The sequence below is a fragment of the Pseudomonas sp. PA-4-8C genome (assembly GCF_021606625.1).
Taxonomy (GTDB): domain Bacteria; phylum Pseudomonadota; class Gammaproteobacteria; order Pseudomonadales; family Pseudomonadaceae; genus Aquipseudomonas; species Aquipseudomonas lactis.
The window spans coordinates 1-12,873 of sequence record NZ_WKCD01000025.1; the positions used below are offsets into that span (position 1 = coordinate 1).

The window sequence follows — 12,873 nt, forward strand, 5'->3', positions numbered from 1 at the left end:
GTGTTGATGTGCCATTTGGTCAACTGGATGCTGGTCAACTGGCCTCCATTGCAGCCATTGCCGCTGGTTTTACCGGCCTGTTGAGCTTGTTCAACATCGGTGGTCGGTTCTTCTGGGCCTCGTTCTCTGACTACCTGGGGCGTAAAAACACCTACTTCGTGTTCTTCGCCCTGGGCTTTGCCCTGTATGCGCTGATCCCGAACCTGGGGCATCTGGGCAACGTGGCGCTGTTTGTGGCCGCGTTCTGCATCATCCTGTCGATGTACGGCGGTGGTTTTGCCACGGTCCCGGCTTACCTGGCCGACTTGTTCGGGACCCAGATGGTCGGCGCGATCCACGGTCGCCTGCTGACCGCCTGGGCTGCGGCGGGCGTACTGGGCCCGGTGCTGGTGAACTACCTGCGTGAATACCAGTTGAGCATCGGCGTTGAACGCGCCGCGGCCTACGACATCACCTTGTACATCCTCGCCGGCCTGCTGGTGCTGGGCTTTATCTGCAACCTGCTGGTGCGCCCGGTGGCCGACAAGTACTTCATGACCGATGCCGAACTTGCCGCCGAACAGGCGCTGGGCCATGACAAAGGTGCTGATGCGAGCACCGTGCTGGAGTGGAAGGCCTCCGCCGCCAGCAAGCCGCTGGCGATTGCCGCGTGGCTGGTAGTGGGTATTCCGTTGGCGTGGGGTGTGTGGGTGACCCTGCAGAAGACCGCAGTACTGTTCCACTGATACCGTGGCTGATCGTTGGCTGATCGTTCCCACGCTCCCGCGCTGATCGTTCCCACGCTCCCGCGTGGGAATGCATCCCGTGACGCTCTGCGTCACCCTCTGCGCAGGGCTTGGGCCCTGCGGTGTGATCGGAACGCGGAGCGTTCCTGGCGGCATTCCCACGCGGAGCGTGGGAATGATCGCGCGCACCATGCTGGGGCGCCGAGATTAACTCGTCAGTCTTATCCCCTTCGTTGTTTCTGTTTAGCGCCCGCGCCCCTATAATGGCTGCCTTTTTCGCCCAATGATTTTGCGGAGCTGGTGATGGCCGAACGTAAGGCATCTGTCGAGCGCGACACTCTGGAAACCCAGATCAAAGCCTCGATCAACCTGGATGGCACCGGAAAGGCCCGATTTGATATCGGTGTCCCTTTTCTTGAGCACATGCTGGACCAGATCGCCCGTCACGGGCTGATCGACCTGGATATCGTCGGCAAAGGCGACCTGCACATCGACGACCACCACATGGTGGAAGACGTGGGCATCACCCTCGGCCAGGCGTTTGCCAAGGCCATCGGCGACAAAAAAGGCATCCGTCGCTACGGCCATGCCTATGTCCCGCTGGACGAAGCGCTGTCCCGTGTGGTCATCGACTTCTCCGGTCGCCCGGGTTTGCAGATGCACGTGCCTTACACCCGCGCGAACGTGGGCCGTGGCTTTGACGTCGACCTGTTCCAGGAATTCTTCCAAGGTTTCGTTAACCACGCACTGGTCAGCCTGCACATCGACAACCTGCGCGGCACCAACACTCACCACCAGATCGAAACCGTGTTCAAGGCTTTCGGCCGCGCACTGCGCATGGCTGTGGAAGTCGATGAGCGCATGGGCGGGCAAATGCCGTCGACCAAGGGCGTCCTGTAATGCAGACGGTCGCGGTTATCGATTACGGCATGGGTAACCTGCACTCGGTGGCCAAGGCCCTTGAGCATGTAGGTGCCGGCAAGGTGCTGATCACCAGCGATGCCAACGTGATTCGCGAAGCCGACCGCGTGGTGTTCCCCGGTGTTGGCGCGATTCGCGATTGCATGGCCGAGATCCGCCGCCTGGGTTTTGACAGCCTGGTGCGCGAAGTCAGCCAGGACCGCCCGTTCCTCGGCATCTGCGTGGGCATGCAAGCCTTGCTCGACAGCAGTGAAGAGAACGGCGGAGTCGACTGCATCGGCCTGTTTCCGGGCCAGGTGAAGTTCTTCGGCAAAGACCTGCATGAAGAGGGCGAGCACCTCAAAGTCCCGCACATGGGCTGGAACGAAGTGCGCCGCACCGTCGACCACCCGCTGTGGCACGACATCCCGGACATGGCGCGTTTCTACTTCGTGCACAGCTACTACATCGCCGCCGGTAACCCGCGCCAGGTGGTGGGTGGCGGGCATTACGGCGTCGACTTTGCCGCCGCGCTGGCCGATGGTTCGCGCTTTGCCGTGCAGTTTCACCCGGAGAAGAGCCATACCCATGGCCTGCAATTGCTGCAGAACTTCGCCGCGTGGGATGGTCGCTGGTAAATGGCCAGGAAACCGAAGCAGCCGATCTTGAACCTCGCGCCCGAGCAGGAGCGTGAGGCTACTGACAAGATCAAGCGATTCATGGAGGACCGCTTCGAGCTCAAGCTGGGCTCGTTCGAGGTCGCCGAGATTCTTGAGCTGTTTACCACCGAAGTGGCGCCGCATTATTACAACAGGGCGATTTTCGACACGCAGACGCTCCTTAAAGAAAGGTTCGAAAGCATCGAAAGCGACTTGTGGTCGCTTGAGAAACACTGATTTCCCAAGCATTGCTGAATATCGAATAAGGTTTGCCAGATGCTGATTATCCCCGCTATCGATCTCAAGGACGGCGCTTGTGTACGCCTGCGCCAAGGCCGCATGGAAGATTCCACCGTGTTCTCCGATGACCCGGTGAGCATGGCTGCCAAATGGGTAGAAGGGGGCTGCCGTCGTCTGCATCTGGTGGACCTGAACGGCGCCTTCGAAGGCCAGCCGGTCAACGGCGAGGTGGTTACTGCCATCGCCAAGCGCTACCCGAACCTGCCGATCCAGATCGGCGGCGGTATCCGCTCCCTGGAAACCATCGAGCACTACGTCAAAGCGGGCGTGAGCTACGTGATCATCGGCACCAAGGCCGTGAAAGATCCAGCCTTCGTCGCCGAAGCCTGCCGCGCTTTCCCGGGCAAAGTGATCGTAGGCCTGGATGCCAAAGATGGCTTCGTCGCTACCGACGGCTGGGCTGAAATCAGCACAGTGCAGGTGATCGACCTGGCCAAGCAGTTCGAAGCCGACGGCGTGTCTGCCATTGTTTATACCGACATCGCCAAAGACGGCATGATGCAGGGCTGCAACGTACCCTTCACCGCAGCCCTGGCAGCGGCCACCAAGATTCCGGTGATCGCTTCCGGCGGCATTCATAACCTGGGTGACATCAAGTCGCTGCTGGACGCCAAGGCTCCCGGCATTATCGGCGCCATCACCGGCCGTGCGATCTATGAAGGCACTCTGGACGTCGCCGAAGCTCAGGCTTACTGCGACGCCTACAACGGCTGAGGACTGACCATGGCGCTGGCCAAACGCATCATCCCTTGCCTGGACGTCGACAACGGTCGCGTGGTCAAGGGCGTCAAGTTCGAGAACATCCGTGATGCCGGCGACCCGGTGGAAATCGCCCGTCGCTACGATGAGCAAGGTGCCGACGAGATTACCTTTCTCGACATCACTGCCAGCGTCGATGGCCGCGACACCACGCTGCATACCGTCGAGCGCATGGCCAGCCAGGTGTTTATCCCACTGACCGTGGGCGGTGGCGTGCGCACCGTGCAAGACATCCGCAACCTGCTCAATGCCGGTGCAGACAAGGTCTCGATCAACACCGCCGCCGTATTCAACCCCGAGTTTGTCGGCGAAGCCGCGCAGCACTTCGGCTCGCAATGCATCGTGGTGGCTATCGACGCCAAGAAGGTATCCGGCCCGGGCGAAACCCCGCGCTGGGAGATCTTCACCCACGGCGGGCGCAAGCCTACCGGGCTGGACGCGGTGGAGTGGGCGATGAAGATGGAAGGCCTGGGCGCCGGTGAAATCCTGCTGACCAGCATGGACCAGGACGGCATGAAAAACGGCTTCGACCTGGGCGTTACCCGCGCCATCAGCGATGCCCTGGGCATTCCGGTGATCGCATCGGGTGGCGTCGGCAACCTGCAACACCTGGCCGATGGTGTACTGGAAGGCCACGCCAGCGCGGTGCTGGCGGCGAGTATTTTCCACTTTGGCGAATACACCGTGCCCGAGGCCAAGGCCTACATGGCCGCACGCGGTATCGTCGTGCGCTAAACGCTGCTGGACACCATGGCAGGCTCGCGGCACTCTCTGCGCTTGCCATGGATTCCGGTAGCCTTCATGTTCAAACACCTGCTGCTCGCCCTCGCCAGTTCCTCCATGCTCATGGTGGCTACGGCACACGCCGAACAACCGTCTGACGCCTCCCTGGTGTTGCTGACAGAAAATTTCCCGCCCTACAACATGGCGAAAAACGGCAAGAACTTCGCCAAGGACGAGAACATCGAAGGCATCGCCGTAGACATCATGCGCGAAACCTTCAAACGTGCCGGCATTTCCTACAACCTGACCCTGCGTTTCCCTTGGGAGCGAATCTACAAACTCGCCCTGGAAAAGCCGGGTTACGGCGTGTTTGTGATGGCGCGGTTGCCAGACCGTGAAGCCTTGTTCAAATGGGTCGGCCCCATCGGCCCGGACGATTGGGTGCTATTGGCCAAGGCCGACAGCAAGATCCAACTGGAAAACCTTGAGCAGGCGCGCCGCTACAGGATCGGCGCCTACAAAGGCGACGCCATTGCCGAAAGCCTGGACAAGCAGGGGCTCAAGCCGATTGTTGCCTTGCGTGACCAGGACAATGCGCAAAAGCTCATGGAGGGCCAGATCGACCTGTGGGCCACTGGCGATCCTGCAGGACGTTACCTGGCGCGGCAAGTGGGTGTGAACGGGCTCAAGACGGTATTGCGCTTCAACAGTGCGCAGCTTTACCTGGCGTTGAACAAGGACGTGCCGGATGAGGTGGTGGCCAAGCTTCAGTCCGCGCTGGACCAGTTGCGTGAAGAAGGCCTTATCGACCAGATCATGGCCAACTACCTGTAGGAGCGAGCTTGCTCGCGAAGGACGTCAACGATGACGCGGGTATCCAGGGGGTACGCGGCGGTCTCAAGTTTTTCGCGAGCGAGCTCGCTCCTACAGGGGGGGCGTCAGCGGTAGATGCCGTTCTTGCCATGCCCGGCCATCGCCCGGTTACTGCGCACGCTGATCATCAATTTGATATCGATCCACTCCACGCCCTGCGCCTTGAGCTTGGGCAATTCGCGCTCCAGCACCGCCAGCGTCTGTGGGTAAGGATGCCCGATCATGACTGCCGAACCCTGCTTGTGCGCCAGTTTGATCGCGGTTTGCAGCTGCGTGGTAATCGCCGCTTCGGTGCGTTCGTCGTCGAGAAATACATCCCGCGACACATGGGCCAAACCGATCTTCTGCGCCTCGGCGGCGGCAACGGTTTGCGCGCTGGTGCGGCTGTCGACGAAGAACTTGTGGCGCCGTTGCAACTCACCCATCAGCCAGGCCATCGCCGCCGGTTGTGCAGTCATGCGGCTGCCCATGTGGTTGTTGATACCGGCGGTGTAGGGCACTGCGTCGAACGCAGCGTCCAGGCGCTTGCCCAGTTCTTCGATCGACAGCTCCGGGTGCCAGGCGAATGGGCCGGTGGCCGGGTCCATGGGCATGTGCAGGATCACGATCTTGCCAGCCTTGTGGGCCTCACGGGCGAATTCGGCGGCGTGGGGCGTGTCCGGCATGATGGCGGTAGTCACCGGGCCGGGTAGCGCGAGCACGCGGCGATCCCGAGGCAGGTTTTGCCCCAGGTCGTCGATGATCAGTGTCAGGTAGGCTTTGTGCGGTTCGCCGGCAGGGGCCGCTTGAGCGACCCCTGCCAGGCTGCACAGCACAGCGAGGATCAGGGCAAGGCGCATGATCAACGGCTGCGGGTGATGCTCAAGCCCTTGAGCAGGCTGAGTGCCTGGGCCAGTTGGTAGTCATCGTCCTGCGGCATCGGCTTGGCCTTGGCGCGGCTGCCGGTTGGCTGGTCGGCACCGCCGTTGCCATTGCCCAGGTGACCTTGCAGGTCGGCCTCTTTGTAGTATTCGCCGTCGATCTCGTTGGTGATCTTGGCGCGGCGTACTTCGATGTCCGGCACGATGCCCTGGGCCTGGATCGAGCGGCCGTTGGGCGTGTAGTACAGCGCCGTGGTGATCTTCAGCGCACGCTCGTTGTTCAGCGGCAATACGGTCTGCACCGAGCCTTTGCCGAAGCTGGTGGTGCCCATCAGCACGCCGCGCTTGAGGTCTTGCAGGGCACCGGCGACGATTTCCGAAGCCGAGGCGCTGCCACCGTTGATCAATACCGCCAGTGGCACGTTCTCGCTGAGGTCGTTGCCGGTGGCCGAGAAGCGCAACTCTGAGTTGGCGATACGGCCCTTGGTGTAGACGATCAGGCCCTTGGTGACGAAGTGGTCGACCACCTCGACCGCCGACTGCAACACGCCGCCTGGGTTGTTGCGCAGGTCAAGCACGATGCCGTTGAGCTTCTTGCCGTTGTCTTTGCGCAGCTTGGCCAGGGCCTTGGCCACTTCGTCGCCGGTCTTGACCTGGAACTGGGTGATACGGATATAACCGTAGCCCGACTCCAGCAGCTGGCTTTTCACGCTCTTGACCGTGATGGTCGCGCGGGCCAGGGTCACGTCAAACGGGTTGCCGCCGTCGCGTACCAGGGTCAGGGTGATCTTCTGGCCGAGCTTGCCGCGCATCTTGTCGACGGCTTCGGTCATGGTCTGGCCGCGGGTTGGCTGGCCGTTGATCTTCACGATCAGGTCGCCGGCCTGGATACCGGCCTTGGACGCCGGGGTGTCGTCGATAGGCGAGACCACTTTGATCTGGCCGTCTTCGGAGCCCACTTCGATGCCAAGGCCGCCGAACTCACCGCTGGTGCTTTCCTGCAACTCGGCGAAATCTTCCGGGCCCAGGTAGGCGGAGTGCGGGTCGAGGTTGCTGAGCATGCCCTTGATGGCATTTTCCAGCAGGGCCTTGTCGTCTACGGGTTCGACATACGCTGCCTTGATCCGGTCCATGACCTCGGCAAAGGTACGCAGCTCGTCCAGCGGCAATGGCGCCTTGGTCGTCGCAGCCGTGGCGGGTGCAGCCGGTGCGGCCTGGTCGGCAAAAGCCAGAGGCGCGCCGATCACCAGGGCGATCGTCAGGGCCAGCGAAGTGAGGCGGGACAAATGCAGCATGTCGAACGAACTCCTAATGTAGATGCGACCCTATCCTTGGGACCGGCACCATTGTGCAGGGTCGCTCGGGCGGCCCTGCTGACGAATAGCGAAGTACAGCGCCGGGGTGTCCTGGCCACCACTGTTACCGACAGTGGAGATGGATTCACCGGCTTTTACAACATCACCTGCCGACTTGAGTAATGTCTGATTGTGGCCGTAAAGGCTCAAATAGCCATTACCGTGGTCAAGAATCACCAGCAAGCCGGCGCCCCGCAACCAATCGGCAAACACCACGCGGCCACCATGCACGGCGTGGACCTGGCTGCCGGCAGAGGCGCTGATCATCACGCCATCCCACTTGGCGCGGGTGTCATCGCCACGGGTTTCCCCAAAGCGTGCCAGTAATCGACCATCAACCGGCCATGGAAGTTTGCCGCGCGCTGAAGCAAAAGGGCCGCCGAACGACTCGCCACTGCTGGAAACCAGCGGGCCAGGGGCTGCGCGCGCGGGTTTGCGCGGGGCCGGAGCGTCGGTGGTGGCAGCCAGTTCAGCCTCACGCTGACGCTTTTTTTCGGCTTCCTGCTGGGCGATCAGCGCTTTTTGCCGCGCTTCTTCGGCCTCGCGTGCCTGGCGGGCCAGGGTTTCTTCGATGGTCTTGAGGACTTTGGCCAGGTCGGCCTGGTCCTGCTCGCGGGCCTGGAGCTTGGCGTCGCGGGCTTTTACGTCGCTGTTGAGCTTGGCCAGGGCCTGCTGGCGTTCCTTGCGTACTTTATCGAGCTGGTCGCGCTGGGTGTCGAGGGCGGTTTTCTGGTCGAGTAGCTGGGATTGCTGGTCGGCGATTTCCTGTTCGACATTGGCCAATTGACGCAGGGTTTCGTTAAACCCCTTCAATTGCGCCAGGCGCGCCTGGCTCAGGTAATCGTAATAGGTGAGGGTACGGGCGAATTTTTCCGGATTCTGCTGGTTGAGCAGCAGCTTGAGGTACTCCTGGCGGCCGCTCTGGTACGCGGCACGGGCCTGGATCGCGATCAGGCGTTGCTGTTCAACGCGCGCGCTCTGGAGTTTTTTTTTCTCAGCGTCGAGTCGCTCCAGTTCCGACTCGCTCTTCTTTAGTTCTTTTTGCAGCTCCTGGACCTGCTTCTCCAGCTTGCCCATTTCGGTTTCCGTGCCGCGCAGGTCTTTCTGCACCCCGGATTTTTCTTCCTGGAGCTTGCCGAGCAGCTTTTTCAGCTCGGTAATGTCCTGACGCGTAGCGTCCAACTGTTGTTGGGTTTGTGCGCGCTCATCGGCAAACGCCGGTTGGAGCAGGCAGACAAGAGCAAGGGTTATCAAGGCGCGAAGCATAGAGGCGGGCGACACCAGGGGAAAAGGACGGCCTAGTATGCCCGCCAAGCGCTGCAAAAAAAACGCCCAATTGGGGCTGGTGGGCAAGATAGGTGCCGAGTGGTGCTGGTATGGCAAAAAGATATCTCTCAAAGCGCCACAAACCAATGTGGGAGCGGGCTTGCCCGCGATTGCGGTGGGTCAGCGACATAGATGTCGACTGATTAGCCGCTATCGCGGGCAAGCCCGCTCCCACACTGTTTTGTGGCGTACTTTGGATCAGACCAGGATCGAGGTGCCGGTCATCTCCTTCGGCTGCTCCAGCCCCATCAGCTTGAGCATGGTCGGCGCCACATCCGCCAGCACGCCACCTTCACGCACTTTCAGGTCACGTTTGCCAACATAGATGAACGGCACCGGCTCGGTGGTGTGCGCGGTGTGCGCCTGGCCGGTGGATTCGTCGGACATCTGTTCGCAGTTGCCATGGTCGGCGGTGATCAGCGCTTCGCCGCCGACTTTTTCCAGCGCGTCGACAATGCGGCCAACGCACAAGTCCAGGCATTCAACTGCCTTGACCGCCGCTTCCAGGTTGCCGCTGTGGCCAACCATGTCGCCGTTGGCGTAGTTGACCACGATCACGTCATAACGCTGGTTATCAATGGCATCGACGATCTTGTCGGTGACTTCCGGCGCGCTCATTTCCGGCTGCAAGTCGTAGGTCGCGACTTTTGGTGACGGGATCAGAATGCGCTCTTCGCCGGGGAACGGCTCTTCGCGGCCACCGGAGAAGAAGAACGTCACGTGGGCGTATTTCTCGGTTTCGGCGATGCGCAGCTGGGTCTTGCCGTTCTTGGCCAGGTAGTCGCCCAGCACGTTCTCCAGGCTGCCCGGCGCGAACGCCGAAGGGGCCGGGATGTTGGCGGCGTATTGGGTGAGCATGACGAACTCGACCTTCGGCTGGCGCGCGCGTTCGAAGTCCTTGAAGCCTTCATCGACAAACACATGGCTCAGCTCACGGGCACGGTCGGCGCGGAAGTTCATGAACACCACGGCGTCGCCGTCTTCGACCTTCACCGGCTCGCCGATGGTGGTGGCCTTGACGAACTCATCGCTCTCGCCACGGGCGTAGGCTGCTTCCAGACCTTCCTGGGCGGTGGCCGCGTTGAATTCGGCCTGGCCGTCGACGATCAGGTTGTAGGCTTGAGAGACTCGGTCCCAACGGTTGTCGCGGTCCATGGCGAAGTAGCGGCCCACCAGGCTGGCGATACGGCCCTTGCCCAGAGCGGCGAAGGTGGCGTCCAGCAGTTCGATAGAGGATTGCGCGCTTTTGGGCGGCGTGTCGCGGCCGTCGAGGAAGGCGTGCAGGTAGATTTTGTCAGCGCCGCGCTTGAACGCCAGTTCGGCCATAGCGACCAGGTGATCCTGGTGGCTGTGTACACCGCCGTCCGACAACAGGCCCATGAAGTGCACGGCCTTGCCGGCGGCAACGGCTTTATCAACCGCCGCGCAGATGGTCGGGTTCTCGAAGAACTCGCCATCGCGGATCGCTTTGGTGACACGGGTGAAGTCCTGGTACACCACTCGTCCGGCGCCGAGGTTCATGTGGCCGACTTCCGAGTTGCCCATCTGGCCGTCCGGCAAGCCCACGTCCATGCCGGAACCTGAGATCAGGCCGTTAGGCACGGTGGCGGTCAGACGGTCCAGTACTGGCTTGTTGGCCGAGTAAACCGCGTTGTCGTGGTGGCTTTCACTGTGTCCGAAGCCATCGAGAATTATCAGGACCAAAGGTTTAGGCGTGGTAGTCATAGATCCTCTCGCGGCGTTAATAAAGGAAGACAATTGAAAAGGGAGTGGCAGTTTAAAGCGAAGTTCCAACCACGTCACCGCTTTACGGGGGTTGGCCCCCCCTGGCGGCTGTGTATACTTACCGCCATTTTAACGCCCTGGAACCTCCTTGATGGTTGATCACCTGATTGCATTTGCCACTGCCCACTACCTGCTTGTGGGCGCCTTCGTCATCCTGCTGGCGCTGCTGATCGCTCATGAACTGAGCCGCGGTGGTCGCAGCCTGAGCACGTCGGAGCTGACCGCGCTGGTCAACAAGGATGAGGCCGTCGTCGTCGATATTCGCCCGGCCAAGGATTATGCCGCCGGCCATATCGTTGGCGCCCTGAACATTCCCCAGGACAAGCTGATCGCGCGCCTGGGCGAACTGGAAAAGCACAAGGCCAAGACCATCATCCTGGTCGATGCCCAGGGCCAGCACTCCGGCACCCACGCCCGTGAGATGCTCAAGTCCGGCTTCACCGCTGCCAAGCTGTCCGGTGGTATCAGCAGCTGGCGTGGCGATAACCTGCCGTTGGTGAAGTGAATGAGCCAGGTTGTCGTGTATTCCAGCGATTATTGCCCTTATTGCATTCGAGCTAAGCAGTTGCTCCAGAGCAAAAAGGTTGCCTTCGAAGAGATCAAGGTCGATGGCAAGCCCCAGGTGCGCGCCGAAATGGCCCAGAAAGCCGGCCGCACGTCGGTCCCGCAGATCTGGATCGGCACCCGGCACATCGGTGGTTGCGACGATCTGTTTGCCCTGGAGCGCGCCGGTAAACTTGATGCGCTGCTGTCCGTCTGACTCCTAAACCCTTAAGAACCCCAAGATAAAGAAGGATCTGCGATGACTGATCAACAGAACACCGAAGCAGCGCAAGACCAAGGCCCACAGTTCTCGCTGCAGCGGATCTACGTGCGTGACCTGTCGTTCGAAGCGCCAAAAAGCCCGGCCATCTTCCGTCAGGAGTGGACCCCAAGCGTTGCGCTGGACCTGAACACTCGTCAGAAATCCCTGGAAGGTGACTTCCACGAAGTGGTGCTGACCCTGTCGGTCACCGTCAAGAATGGTGAAGAAGTCGCTTTCATCGCTGAAGTGCAACAGGCCGGTATCTTCCTGATCCAGGGCCTGGACGAAGCGTCCATGAGCCACACCCTGGGCGCGTTTTGCCCGAACATCCTGTTCCCGTATGCCCGTGAGACCCTGGACAGCCTGGTCACCCGTGGCTCGTTCCCGGCACTGATGCTGGCGCCGGTGAACTTCGATGCCCTGTACGCCCAAGAGCTGCAGCGCATGCAACAGGAAGGCGCGCCGACCGTTCAGTAATTTGCTGAGCGGCGCCGTTCTAAAATGTGGGAGCGGGCTTGTGTGGGAGCTGGCTTGCCTGCGATAGCATCACTGCGGTGTGACTGACACACCGAGGTGCCTGCATCGCGGGCAAGCCCGGCTCCCACACAAGCCCGCTCCCACATTTGTTATGCGGTGTTATTTAAAGCCCAGTTGGCGCCAGCCTTCATAGACGGCGACGGCCACGGTATTGGACAGGTTCAGGCTGCGGCAGCCTTCACGCATCGGCAAGCGCAGGCGATGGCCATCGGGCAACGCGTCAAGCACCTCGGCCGGCAGGCCTCGGCTCTCCGGGCCGAACAGAAACGCGTCGCCCTCGGCAAAGCTGGCATCATGAAACGGCCGCGAGCCCTTGGTGGTGAACGCGAACAGCCGTGGGTGGCCCAGGCTCTCCAGGCAACTGGCGAGGTCGGCATGGCGCTTGAGGGTGGCGTACTCGTGGTAGTCCAGCCCGGCACGGCGCAGGCGCTTGTCGTCCATGTCAAAGCCTAAAGGCTCGATCAAATGCAGGTGGCAGCCACTGTTGGCGCACAGCCTGATAACGTTGCCGGTATTCGGCGGAATTTCTGGTTGAAAAAGGATGACGTGAAACATGCACGGCTCCGAAGGCAAAGATGCGCTGCATTCTACCCCCGAAGACGACCCGAGACCGAAGCTATTGCCGAGGGTGTTGGGGTCATTGGCGATTGTCGGCTTGATGATTGGCTTGATGATCGGCCGCTTGACCACCCCCGAACCGCTTGAACTGCAACAGGTAGAACCTGCGGCGGATGGCTTGGTGGTGTGGTTCAACAACGAACCCAAGCTGCACGGCGAGCATATCGACGGCACCGTGGCGCTGCTGTTTGACGCCCAGGGCAAGGCTGCCAGCGGGCAGCTCAAGGTCAATGCCAAGGACGTGAATTGGCGCATACGCAAGACCGATGCTGGCTTGCTGCTGAACCTGGTAGCGGCCCGGCCGTTGCGTGGGGAGTGGAGCGGTGCAGAGGTTGATGGCCGCTGGCGGCTGGAGATCCATCTCCAAGAGCAATAAAAGAGGGAGTTCCCGGCCTGCCTGTACCAGGGCTCCCAAAACGGGGTGAAGCCTGAGGCTTCGGTGTTAAAGAGGGGATTCTCGGCCTGCCTGTACCAAGGTCCCCGAAACTGGGTAGTACAAGGGTTATTGCAGGGGGCGTGCCAAAACTTGCAATTGCGGCTTGAAAAAAATGCCAAAAAGCGCAAAGCCCCGGAATACGGGGCTTTGGTTGTTTCTACGGTTATGAACTTCGCAGCGAAAGCGCTCTGTGAGGTTTCGGGTCTGTGCTC

Annotated in this window: 16 protein-coding genes; 11 read left to right on the forward strand and 5 right to left on the reverse strand. The window is 61.0% G+C overall.

The genetic code is table 11. From position 1 onward, the window contains the following. The 7 genes from GIW04_RS07025 to GIW04_RS07055 all read left to right on the forward strand — a co-directional run. Nucleotides 1-725, forward strand: a 725-nt coding sequence (locus GIW04_RS07025) for an MFS transporter small subunit (RefSeq protein ID WP_236478951.1), incomplete at its 5' end; no start/stop codon positions are given. A 303-nt stretch (nucleotides 726-1,028) separates the two neighbouring features. Then, complete coding sequence (gene hisB / locus GIW04_RS07030; RefSeq protein WP_003187781.1) at nucleotides 1,029-1,625, forward strand: imidazoleglycerol-phosphate dehydratase HisB; 597 nt, start codon at nucleotides 1,029-1,031, stop codon at nucleotides 1,623-1,625. Beyond that, nucleotides 1,625-2,263 (forward strand): imidazole glycerol phosphate synthase subunit HisH, encoded by a 639-nt coding sequence (gene hisH, locus GIW04_RS07035; RefSeq protein ID WP_003187782.1) that lies wholly within the window; start codon nucleotides 1,625-1,627, stop codon nucleotides 2,261-2,263. The genes hisB and hisH overlap by 1 nt, the downstream gene beginning before the upstream one ends. Then, nucleotides 2,264-2,521: a DUF2164 domain-containing protein gene (locus tag GIW04_RS07040; RefSeq protein WP_120247894.1), complete on the forward strand. Its 258-nt coding sequence runs from the start codon at nucleotides 2,264-2,266 to the stop codon at nucleotides 2,519-2,521. Nucleotides 2,522-2,560: 39 nt separating this feature from the next. Continuing rightward, a complete protein-coding gene (hisA, locus tag GIW04_RS07045; protein WP_003187784.1) occupies nucleotides 2,561-3,298 on the forward strand; it encodes a 1-(5-phosphoribosyl)-5-[(5-phosphoribosylamino)methylideneamino]imidazole-4-carboxamide isomerase in 738 nt (245 codons plus the stop codon). Between the two features lie 9 nt (nucleotides 3,299-3,307). After that, nucleotides 3,308-4,078, forward strand: coding sequence for an imidazole glycerol phosphate synthase subunit HisF (hisF, locus tag GIW04_RS07050; RefSeq protein ID WP_003187786.1), 771 nt, complete (start codon nucleotides 3,308-3,310; stop codon nucleotides 4,076-4,078). A gap of 66 nt (nucleotides 4,079-4,144) precedes the next feature. After that, nucleotides 4,145-4,900, forward strand: coding sequence for a substrate-binding periplasmic protein (locus GIW04_RS07055; protein WP_120247895.1), 756 nt, complete (start codon nucleotides 4,145-4,147; stop codon nucleotides 4,898-4,900). Between the two features lie 104 nt (nucleotides 4,901-5,004). Here GIW04_RS07055 and GIW04_RS07065 read toward each other — a convergent pair whose 3' ends face one another. The 4 genes from GIW04_RS07065 to gpmI all read right to left on the reverse strand — a co-directional run bounded on the left by GIW04_RS07065 (nucleotide 5,005) and on the right by gpmI (nucleotide 10,205). Next, a complete protein-coding gene (locus GIW04_RS07065; RefSeq protein ID WP_120247896.1) occupies nucleotides 5,005-5,778 on the reverse strand; it encodes a divergent polysaccharide deacetylase family protein in 774 nt (257 codons plus the stop codon). 2 nt (nucleotides 5,779-5,780) lie between these two features. After that, nucleotides 5,781-7,094, reverse strand: coding sequence for a S41 family peptidase (locus tag GIW04_RS07070; protein WP_003187790.1), 1,314 nt, complete (start codon nucleotides 7,092-7,094; stop codon nucleotides 5,781-5,783). A gap of 30 nt (nucleotides 7,095-7,124) precedes the next feature. Then, complete coding sequence (locus GIW04_RS07075) at nucleotides 7,125-8,420, reverse strand: murein hydrolase activator EnvC family protein (protein ID WP_003187792.1); 1,296 nt, start codon at nucleotides 8,418-8,420, stop codon at nucleotides 7,125-7,127. Between the two features lie 258 nt (nucleotides 8,421-8,678). Beyond that, the gene (gene gpmI, locus GIW04_RS07080) at nucleotides 8,679-10,205 is read right to left on the reverse strand and encodes a 2,3-bisphosphoglycerate-independent phosphoglycerate mutase (RefSeq protein ID WP_003187794.1); all 1,527 of its coding nucleotides are present in this window, start codon (nucleotides 10,203-10,205) and stop codon (nucleotides 8,679-8,681) included. A gap of 151 nt (nucleotides 10,206-10,356) precedes the next feature. On the opposite strand from gpmI, the gene GIW04_RS07085 reads away from it, so the two are divergent. The 3 genes from GIW04_RS07085 to secB are packed head-to-tail and all read left to right on the forward strand — an operon-like array spanning nucleotide 10,357 to nucleotide 11,547. Next, nucleotides 10,357-10,770, forward strand: a complete 414-nt coding sequence (locus GIW04_RS07085) for a rhodanese-like domain-containing protein (RefSeq protein ID WP_032901811.1) — start codon at nucleotides 10,357-10,359, stop codon at nucleotides 10,768-10,770. Continuing rightward, complete coding sequence (grxC, locus tag GIW04_RS07090; RefSeq protein WP_032878355.1) at nucleotides 10,771-11,025, forward strand: glutaredoxin 3; 255 nt, start codon at nucleotides 10,771-10,773, stop codon at nucleotides 11,023-11,025. A gap of 42 nt (nucleotides 11,026-11,067) precedes the next feature. Further along, nucleotides 11,068-11,547 (forward strand): protein-export chaperone SecB, encoded by a 480-nt coding sequence (secB, locus tag GIW04_RS07095; RefSeq protein ID WP_003187799.1) that lies wholly within the window; start codon nucleotides 11,068-11,070, stop codon nucleotides 11,545-11,547. Nucleotides 11,548-11,706: 159 nt separating this feature from the next. On the opposite strand, the gene GIW04_RS07100 is transcribed toward secB, so the two are convergent. After that, a complete protein-coding gene (locus tag GIW04_RS07100; protein WP_003171120.1) occupies nucleotides 11,707-12,162 on the reverse strand; it encodes a tRNA (cytidine(34)-2'-O)-methyltransferase in 456 nt (151 codons plus the stop codon). Here GIW04_RS07100 and GIW04_RS07105 point away from each other — a divergent pair. Further along, on the forward strand, nucleotides 12,161-12,601 hold the full coding sequence (locus GIW04_RS07105) for a hypothetical protein (RefSeq protein ID WP_003187800.1): 441 nt from the start codon (nucleotides 12,161-12,163) through the stop codon (nucleotides 12,599-12,601). The two genes, GIW04_RS07100 and GIW04_RS07105, sit on opposite strands and share 2 nt — an antisense overlap. The last annotated feature ends 272 nt before the right edge of the window (nucleotides 12,602-12,873 follow it).

Excerpts from the sequence above, each read along its gene's own strand:
- GIW04_RS07075 (WP_003187792.1), bottom strand. The coding sequence starts at position 8,420 with ATGCTTCGCGCCTTGATAACCCTTGCTCTTGTCTGCCTGCTCCAACCG.
- secB (WP_003187799.1), top strand. The coding sequence starts at position 11,068 with ATGACTGATCAACAGAACACCGAAGCAGCGCAAGACCAAGGCCCACAG.
- hisH (WP_003187782.1), top strand. The coding sequence starts at position 1,625 with ATGCAGACGGTCGCGGTTATCGATTACGGCATGGGTAACCTGCACTCG.
- hisF (WP_003187786.1), top strand. The coding sequence starts at position 3,308 with ATGGCGCTGGCCAAACGCATCATCCCTTGCCTGGACGTCGACAACGGT.
- GIW04_RS07055 (WP_120247895.1), top strand. The coding sequence starts at position 4,145 with ATGTTCAAACACCTGCTGCTCGCCCTCGCCAGTTCCTCCATGCTCATG.
- GIW04_RS07065 (WP_120247896.1), bottom strand. The coding sequence starts at position 5,778 with ATGCGCCTTGCCCTGATCCTCGCTGTGCTGTGCAGCCTGGCAGGGGTC.
- hisA (WP_003187784.1), top strand. The coding sequence starts at position 2,561 with ATGCTGATTATCCCCGCTATCGATCTCAAGGACGGCGCTTGTGTACGC.
- GIW04_RS07085 (WP_032901811.1), top strand. The coding sequence starts at position 10,357 with ATGGTTGATCACCTGATTGCATTTGCCACTGCCCACTACCTGCTTGTG.
- GIW04_RS07070 (WP_003187790.1), bottom strand. The coding sequence starts at position 7,094 with ATGCTGCATTTGTCCCGCCTCACTTCGCTGGCCCTGACGATCGCCCTG.
- grxC (WP_032878355.1), top strand. The coding sequence starts at position 10,771 with ATGAGCCAGGTTGTCGTGTATTCCAGCGATTATTGCCCTTATTGCATT.
- GIW04_RS07105 (WP_003187800.1), top strand. The coding sequence starts at position 12,161 with ATGCACGGCTCCGAAGGCAAAGATGCGCTGCATTCTACCCCCGAAGAC.
- gpmI (WP_003187794.1), bottom strand. The coding sequence starts at position 10,205 with ATGACTACCACGCCTAAACCTTTGGTCCTGATAATTCTCGATGGCTTC.
- GIW04_RS07040 (WP_120247894.1), top strand. The coding sequence starts at position 2,264 with ATGGCCAGGAAACCGAAGCAGCCGATCTTGAACCTCGCGCCCGAGCAG.
- GIW04_RS07100 (WP_003171120.1), bottom strand. The coding sequence starts at position 12,162 with ATGTTTCACGTCATCCTTTTTCAACCAGAAATTCCGCCGAATACCGGC.
- hisB (WP_003187781.1), top strand. The coding sequence starts at position 1,029 with ATGGCCGAACGTAAGGCATCTGTCGAGCGCGACACTCTGGAAACCCAG.